This window comes from Leptospira stimsonii (genome assembly GCF_003545885.1).
Classification (GTDB): domain Bacteria; phylum Spirochaetota; class Leptospiria; order Leptospirales; family Leptospiraceae; genus Leptospira; species Leptospira stimsonii.
The window spans coordinates 616,028-623,593 of sequence record NZ_QHCT01000003.1; the positions used below are offsets into that span (position 1 = coordinate 616,028).

Below are 7,566 nucleotides of genomic sequence, written 5' to 3' on the forward strand. Positions count from 1 at the left end.
CGGGGGAAGCAGGTTTGTCGGAACAGACTTAGAAATAAAAAAATCGACGGACGAAGATTGAATTCGTCCGAGGTTTTCGATTTCGTTATATTCAAAAAAGAGAATAACTTTTTGCCTCAGATCAAAATTGAATTCCGGAAGTGGAATATAAGTCCTGGCAAAGACTACAACCGTCCAATTGTTTTCGGATCTCTCTTTTTCTTTTTAAATCCAGGGACGGCCAAAGATTCTTTTTCTCATTCGGATCAACTTGAATGTCGTAGGCTTCTTCATCGGGAGGAAACGCGTTCAGACGAAGCATATAGTGCAGATTTCCTTGAATATAACTCATACCGACTCTGTAGAGGGAGGTTTCGTTATTGTTCGCGATAAAAATACGACGATCATCCGGGATGTTGGAAAAAAGGGAACGACCTTCCAGCTTGGAGAGATAATTCTTCACTTCTAATTGATTAGAAACCCCTAATATATCTGCAACCGTAGGAATCAAATCCGTATTCGAAACGTTCCGTTCCACATTGTTCCTAAGTCGATCCAAGGGAATCCGATTCTTTAACGGATTTGGAATATAGAACAACATCGGAATCGCTACGGTCTCGATGTGATTGCTTTCGATATGACCGATATAATCGTGTTCGAAAATGCCTTCTCCGTGATCGGAAGTAAAGATCACCAGGGTATCTTTTGATAAATTCTCTTTTTGTAAAAAACGAAAAACACTTTCGAGAAGTTGATCCAAATAGCGGACGGAATTGTCATACGGAGCAAATGCGTCCTTTCCGATCGGAAATACGATCGATTCTTCCGGAATGATGTACGGAAAGTGGTTTGTATTGAGATGAAGAACGCCTGCAAAGTTTTGATTCTTTTCCTTCAGCCCTTTCACGTGACGTTCGAACTCTTCCACCGTCTTGCGGTCGTCGATTCCGATATCGTTAAAAACGTTGTGACCGCTGATTTCCTTATTCCACAGAAAATCGATCCCGGCGTTCTTAAAAAAACCCGAGAAATTATTCCAACGAAAACTATGACTGGAAATGTAAAACGTGGAAAGACCGGCGGCCTGTCCGTATTCCCAAAATAAGGGAGCGCTGTGCGTCAAAGAAACGGGTTGAATCGGAGACACTCCCGATAACAAACTTGGAACCGAAATCAAAGTGGAGCTCGAATTTGAAAACGCTTTCTTGAATACGACTACCGAGCCGTCGTTCGGATTCTTAGACCAATGATTGAGAAAAGGGGTAGTATCTCTTTCATATCCGTAAAGGCTCATACTTTTTCTGCGAAGACTTTCGCTTAGTATGATGAGAATATTCATTTTCGGAGGATTCGAACTTCGATTGAGAATCGGTTTATTTCGAGACTGCAACCCAGCGGAGCCCAACCTGTCTCCGGTTAGAATATTATAAATATTCCGATTGATAAACGAAATGGAATTTGTATCCGAAACGTAGATCTGATCGTTAAAGCGAGTGTTATTATGAAAGAATGCGGCGAAAAGAAGGATGGCAAAACTCAGAGAAAGAAATCGACTTTTTAGAAAACGAGAGGGTCTCGGAAACGAAGAAGCTACTTTCAGTGTAACGAAGAGAAATAAAAAAAGTAGAATAAAGCCAATAAAACTCCAGATCGTAAGTCCTCCCTTAAAGATGGTCCAACTGTTAAACGGTTCTTGAAAAATATAGGAGAAAACGAAAAAGTTCGGCATGATACCGGAATACAAATAATAACCGTAAGAACCCACGAGACAGATCGAATATGCTAAACTGACGTAAGTAAGAAATGCCCAGTATCCCTTTTTAGAAAAGGAAAGTAAAAGATTCAATGACAGCAGAAGGAACGAGTAGATCAAGATCGAGTAAAAAAAGGAAAGTAGATAATAAGACCATTGTAGCCTTTCCATCTGACTTACGATTTTCCAACGAAGAATCACATCCGTTAGAAGAATGATGGAAGGTAAGATAAAAATCGAAACGATATTAAATTGGAAATCGGAAACGAAACCGTTCCATTTCTTTTTGATCATTGAAAGCAAGAAAACACCCCGTTCTGAATCGGAAAACTTGAGCAAAAGATTTTTATGTTTCTTCCGATATGGACCGGAAGTTTTTCCCGAACTTTTTTGTAGTAAGCAATTGCTTACTTGTTTATTTTTTGAAAGCTCCTACAAATCAAGTTTTTTTCCCACACGGGAGAAAAATAACCTCAAAATCACCGCGCAAAAATGTCTTTCCATTCGTTCAAAAGAGAATATACGGTTTTATAAAAAACATTACCGAATTCCTCGCCTATTCCCGCTCCAACATACATTTTCCAATCAAAGAATTCATTTTAACAAACGAATAGATCGAAAAGAGAGAATCTTCTCCTCCGCTAAAAAAAATGGAGATCGATCGAGTCGAAACGAGGTGGGCAAAAAGAATCCGCCAATCGCATAAATTCTATGTAAAAAGGAATTATCTCGAATCATTCTAATATTCAAAACGGTCGCAAAAACCAAAGCCATCACCTAACGTCGACAAGATGCCAAGTTCAAAGAAGAATCCGCCGATCGATTGACAAAGACTAGGATTCGAATTTGTTCTTTCACTCCAAAGAAGTGGCGAACTGGAAAACCAATTCTTATCGACAAAATAGCAGAGCAAAACAAGCATTGCTCGTGTTCTTTGAATCTCTATCCAACACGAGCATCCTGACAGGAATGATCACGCCCGCAGTGATGATCACCGCCTGTGCCAGTCTTATTTTTTCAACCGCGAATCGTTTGGGTCGAATTTTTGACCGAGTCAATCTTCTCAAGGCGGAAGTGGAAGGAGTTCTTGCGGGGAAGCTGACCTATCCATCGGAAAGAATGGAAAATCTCAAAGTTCAGCTTAAAATTCAAAGAATCCGCGCCGTCCTGATCCAAAGATCGATGGCATTTCTTTATACCGCCACTTCTCTTTTTGTTCTTTCTAGCTTAGGGTTTGCGTTCTCCCGGGCTTTATTTCCTGATTTTTCATGGTTTGCGACTCTGATGGCTCTTTTCGGCGGTGTTTCTCTCTTTATTGCGAGCATTTTTCTGCTCTATGAAAGTCGATATAATTTAAAATTTATCAAGGGATTGATCGATCTCACAGAGTTTTTAGGCAGTAAAATTCCGGATTCGAATTCCAATCCATAAACGAACCTCGCCTAAAACCGATTTCGGTCTTAGGAAATCATTCTTTCTCTTTTCGATTTCGCTTATCAAAATACCTCCTCTTACATTGGATTTCGCTTCCTTCACCCCCTCGTAATATTCCGATTTTTTTTCATTTTTTCGAACCTCAAAAAAATACCAGGTCTAATAAGTAATTACTTACTTACTATGAAACAGATTACTTCTTTTGCGGGATTTGCTCCGCTTGCATTTCTTTTATTGGATATCTTTCCTTCATTCTCCCTCAACGCCTTTGGTCCGGCAGGCTCCTTCAATCATGTTCGGATTTTAAAGGAATCGTTTCGAGATTTTACGGAAAAGACCGGTTACGAAATCCGGGTCGATTGCCAAGAGATGATCCTTCAAGGAAATCTTCGTTCGGATTCGGACCTCATGAACGAAGAAGAATTTCACTGCGATAACAATAATATTTTTGGATGCGGAATCGAACTGAGAAATCTAAAATCAAAATCGGAAAAGGCGGCGCTCTTTACGGACTCGATGCGATATTTGGGACACGCTACGCATATCATTCAAGATTTTTATGCGCACAGCAACTGGGCAGAGAATCATCCGAATCAATCTTCGCTCGCTCCTTTGGAAGAACCTTGGCTTCTATTAACCAGACCCGAGATACAGACCGGCTATTACGACCTTTCGCCGGTCATTCATCACGAAGAAGAAGCAGTGGAATGTTTAGACCTTTCGTTTGATGAAATGAAAACGTTTCAACCCTTTGCGACTCATCTCTGCCTCAATAAGGATTCAGAAAAAACCCTTCGCGGAGGGAATCCGATCGAAAACAACCAAAACGTTAATCTCCACGAGTGGGCCGGTCTGCACGCCGTCGAACACACCACTCAATATTTCGTCGATGCCTATCAAAGCAACCATAAGAATTTGATGCTATGTCTGATTCCAAAAAAGGTAAGTTTTTCTTGCAACAATGCCGTCTTCAAAATGAGAAGCGAATGAGAATCTCTTCGATCAATGCCTTTTTTTGAAAATGGAAAACGACTTCAATTTACGATCCGTACCAACGCGGAGTCTTTCAAAATTTCTACGTAATTCCCGAGATTCACTCTCAACATTGATTCTACTACACAGAAAGGTAAGTATCGACAAGATAGGTTGATTTTTCACGAGGGTTCTTCGAATGAAAAAATAGTCGCATTGATTCCGACGGTGATCCTTTTAATTTTTCTTTCCGATTGTAAAAAAGGCGGCTCTTAGGATGATACAGACACATTTCTTCTGCTGTTTACCGTTTTCAATTTGGAAAATGTCGCCGACTTTTACCCGGAACTCGGAATCCCTGGAAGTACGACTACGATTACCGGAAGCGACTTTTCAGGGACAACTTCTCAGTATTCGGTAACGATCAACGGAGTCAGCGCGGCGGGTATCAATTTACTAAATTTTAATACTCTCACATTCCAGATGAATTCACTTTCGGGTGTTTCCGAAAATTCGACCGTACCAATCACAATTACGAAATCGGGCGAGAACATATTTTCAAAAACGATTCGATATAGCCTCTCACCGGTGATTGCTCTCAATGAACCAAATCCTCTGATCGGGAGGGTTTCTTCCAAGGACGACGTTGAGTAGTTTTTATTCTTTTTTTGCTCCATCCGCGGGAGATCACATCGTGAATAGTTTCGATTACAAAGGGGCAAAGCCGGATTTGTACTATTGTACGTCTCCAACTTTTGCCTCAACCATGCTCGCGACGGGAACGGATCCTGAATTTGAAAAAATCAATTTAGCGGCGGGAACATACATCGTTCAGATAAAATTTGTTTCCGGTGCCTTTGCGACAAATTTTAAAACTCATATCGCGAACGGACAAATCACTCCCACCTCCACGTTGAATGAAATCGACAGCCAGAGGAGGTGTTACGATTTTATGGGAACCGGGACAACGGCCACCACCTCTTCCGGTTGCAATAGCGTGAACGCGGCCTACATCGCGACGAGTCGAACTGGACGTTGTACCTTCCCATCCGCTTCCGGGTTGACGACGAGGAGTTATTATTCTATCGATGGTTTCGGATTTGATCCGGGTTACGCGGAACAAACGTGCACTCAGGAAGGGTTCGATTCTCCCAATCCAAACAAGGCGATTTTTCAATCCTTTTGATTTTTTCTCCTTCAAAACGGTTTTCCTAATCTGGAAAACCGTTTTTGATTTCAACCACCCGCTCTCATTTATAATTCCATTCCCAAAAAAAGAACTCGGACCGAAGAAAAGGAGTCTTCGTTCAAAATGTCACAATTTCAGAATAATGAAGTCAAGTTTAGAATAGTAGAATGTTATTTTATTCGTATTTTCTTATTTCTATTCTAATAAATTAGGATTCCTTTGATGTTCGAAAAAGAAACTGTAGAATCGACCCGACCGAAGTCTTTACCCTTTTCCGAAGAAGTTCTGGAAAGAATTTTCAAACAGAGTAAGAATGGAATGCCTGAAATTTCGAGTATCGAGTCACTCCGAGCGGAAAATAGACCACTCCAAAAAACGGATTTCTATACGAACGAGGAAGCTTATTCTGCGGATCTAATTCTTCTGGAAAATAGGGCGGCCTTTGCTGGCTTTCAGAATCAAATTTCATCTCCGGGTGATCATCTTCTTCGTAAGATTCGAGATAGAGATTTACTCATCTTGAAGGATGAAGACAATATTCTTCGTGCATATTATAATTCCTGCATACATAGAGGAACAAGATTGGTTTCCGTGAGACGGGAAAAACCTCTGAAAAAAGTGGTCTGCCCTTATCATAGCTGGACCTACTCACTCGACGGTAAATTGCTCACAACGGATTGTAAGGTTCCGGAAAGAGGTCTTCAGGAAGTAGCGATTCGAAGTTTCGCTGGAATTTTGTTCGTCGGTCTTCAGAGGAATGCACTGGAGCACTTGGAACCCGTTTTTGAAGAACTTAAACGTTTTGCATTCGACTCGTATGTTCCCTATGAGATCAAAACAACGGAAGGAAATTATAATTGGAAAGTTGGGGTCGAGATTTTTCTTGAATCGTATCATATTTCAACCGTTCATAAAAATTCCGTTGCTTTAGTGATTCCGAAAAATGCTTCCATCTTCGATCCGATCGGAGAGCACAGCAGGGTTCTGATTCCAAATCGAACCTTTGCGGAAACGTCCGCTCCCACGAGAAAGGATCTGATCATCAGCTACTTCCTCTTCCCATCTACGATTCTTGTCATCTTTCGAGATCATTTTGCGATGATTCACTTTCAACCGATTTCAAAAGAAAGAACCCTCTGTACACAAGCGGTCATGATTCCTCAAAAAGCAAAAACAGAAAGAATGAAACGGCATTGGGAATATAACGCGGAGTTCTTTTATAGAACGATCTCGGAAGATATAATTCTTGCGGAGGAAATTCAAGCAGGGTTAAGCAGGGATGGTTTTATTTACCCAAGTTCTTTTGAACCGGGAATCTTTCATTTTCACGATTGTATCCAAAACTTTTTCTCAAAGCATACCGACACCGGGAAATTTCATCAGTCGTAATTCCTACTCAACTTTAAAAAAAACAAAGCCTACCATAGCGACCTCGAGCACCTGCCCTCTAACGTCGCTTTGTCGAATGGAAGTGCTGAATGGTTCAGAAAGAACCGAACAAACTTTTCTGATTTGATGACACAGATTCTGCGAGTAAATCTTACCTTTCGCACCGTCGGAATTCCGACAAAAATTCGCAAAAATCGAACCGTTTCTGATCGTTCTCCTCATCCAAAACAAAAAAAGCCCGGTAATTTCTTACCGAGCTTCTATCAGACTTTGAAATGAGAAAAAGAAGTGACCAATCGAGCGACCCATAGGGAGCGAGATTGCTAAACACCGCGAAGCGATTGTGTTTGGTTTACGACGAAGTCGTAAAAGAGAGCGACCCATAGGGAGCGAGATTGCTAAACACCGCGAAGCGATTGTGTTTGGTTTACGACGAAGTCGTAAAAGAGAGCGACCCATAGGGAGCGAGATTGCTAAACACCGCGAAGCGATTGTGTTTGGTTTACGACGAAGTCGTAAAAGAGAGCGACCCATAGGGAGCGAGATTGCTAAACACCGCGAAGCGATTGTGTTTGGTTTACGACGAAGTCGTAAAAGAGAGCGACCCATAGGGAGCGAGATTGCTAAACACCGCGAAGCGATTGTGTTTGGTTTACGACGAAGTCGTAAAAGAGAGCGACCCATAGGGAGCGAGATTGCCAAACACCGCGAAGCGAAAGGGTTTGGCTTTCAGCGAAGCTGAGAAATAACCCCGGATCCTTCCCCTAAAAACAAAAAAAGCCCGGCAATTTCTTACCGAGCTTTTATCAGTCTTTGAAACCAGAAAAAGTAGCGTGACCTAACACCCCGG

Annotated in this window: 6 protein-coding genes; 5 read left to right on the plus strand and 1 reads right to left on the minus strand. The window is 41.5% G+C overall.

Annotation, left to right across the window (positions count from 1 at the left end):
* Positions 1 to 121: 121 nt before the first annotated feature.
* Positions 122 to 2,026 carry a phosphoethanolamine transferase family protein gene (locus tag DLM75_RS14305; protein ID WP_118969144.1) on the minus strand — a complete coding sequence of 635 codons (1,905 nt, stop codon included), beginning with the start codon at positions 2,024 to 2,026 and terminating at the stop codon, positions 122 to 124.
* A gap of 675 nt (positions 2,027 to 2,701) precedes the next feature.
* On the opposite strand from DLM75_RS14305, the gene DLM75_RS14315 reads away from it, so the two are divergent.
* From DLM75_RS14315 to DLM75_RS14330, 5 genes are all read left to right on the plus strand, one after another.
* Entirely contained in the window at positions 2,702 to 3,163 is a 462-nt protein-coding gene (locus DLM75_RS14315; RefSeq protein WP_118969206.1) for a DUF2721 domain-containing protein, read from the plus strand.
* A 186-nt stretch (positions 3,164 to 3,349) separates the two neighbouring features.
* Positions 3,350 to 4,156 (plus strand): HET-C-related protein, encoded by an 807-nt coding sequence (locus DLM75_RS14320; protein ID WP_118969146.1) that lies wholly within the window; start codon positions 3,350 to 3,352, stop codon positions 4,154 to 4,156.
* Positions 4,157 to 4,456: 300 nt separating this feature from the next.
* Positions 4,457 to 4,792 (plus strand): IPT/TIG domain-containing protein, encoded by a 336-nt coding sequence (locus DLM75_RS24700; RefSeq protein WP_241547928.1) that lies wholly within the window; start codon positions 4,457 to 4,459, stop codon positions 4,790 to 4,792.
* Positions 4,793 to 4,832: 40 nt separating this feature from the next.
* Entirely contained in the window at positions 4,833 to 5,324 is a 492-nt protein-coding gene (locus DLM75_RS24705; RefSeq protein WP_241547930.1) for a hypothetical protein, read from the plus strand.
* A 225-nt stretch (positions 5,325 to 5,549) separates the two neighbouring features.
* Positions 5,550 to 6,716, plus strand: a complete 1,167-nt coding sequence (locus tag DLM75_RS14330; RefSeq protein WP_118969147.1) for an aromatic ring-hydroxylating oxygenase subunit alpha — start codon at positions 5,550 to 5,552, stop codon at positions 6,714 to 6,716.
* Positions 6,717 to 7,566: the final 850 nt, after the last annotated feature.

Excerpts from the sequence above, each read along its gene's own strand:
- DLM75_RS14305 (WP_118969144.1), bottom strand. The coding sequence starts at position 2,026 with ATGATCAAAAAGAAATGGAACGGTTTCGTTTCCGATTTCCAATTTAAT.
- DLM75_RS14315 (WP_118969206.1), top strand. The coding sequence starts at position 2,702 with ATGATCACGCCCGCAGTGATGATCACCGCCTGTGCCAGTCTTATTTTT.
- DLM75_RS14320 (WP_118969146.1), top strand. The coding sequence starts at position 3,350 with ATGAAACAGATTACTTCTTTTGCGGGATTTGCTCCGCTTGCATTTCTT.
- DLM75_RS14330 (WP_118969147.1), top strand. The coding sequence starts at position 5,550 with ATGTTCGAAAAAGAAACTGTAGAATCGACCCGACCGAAGTCTTTACCC.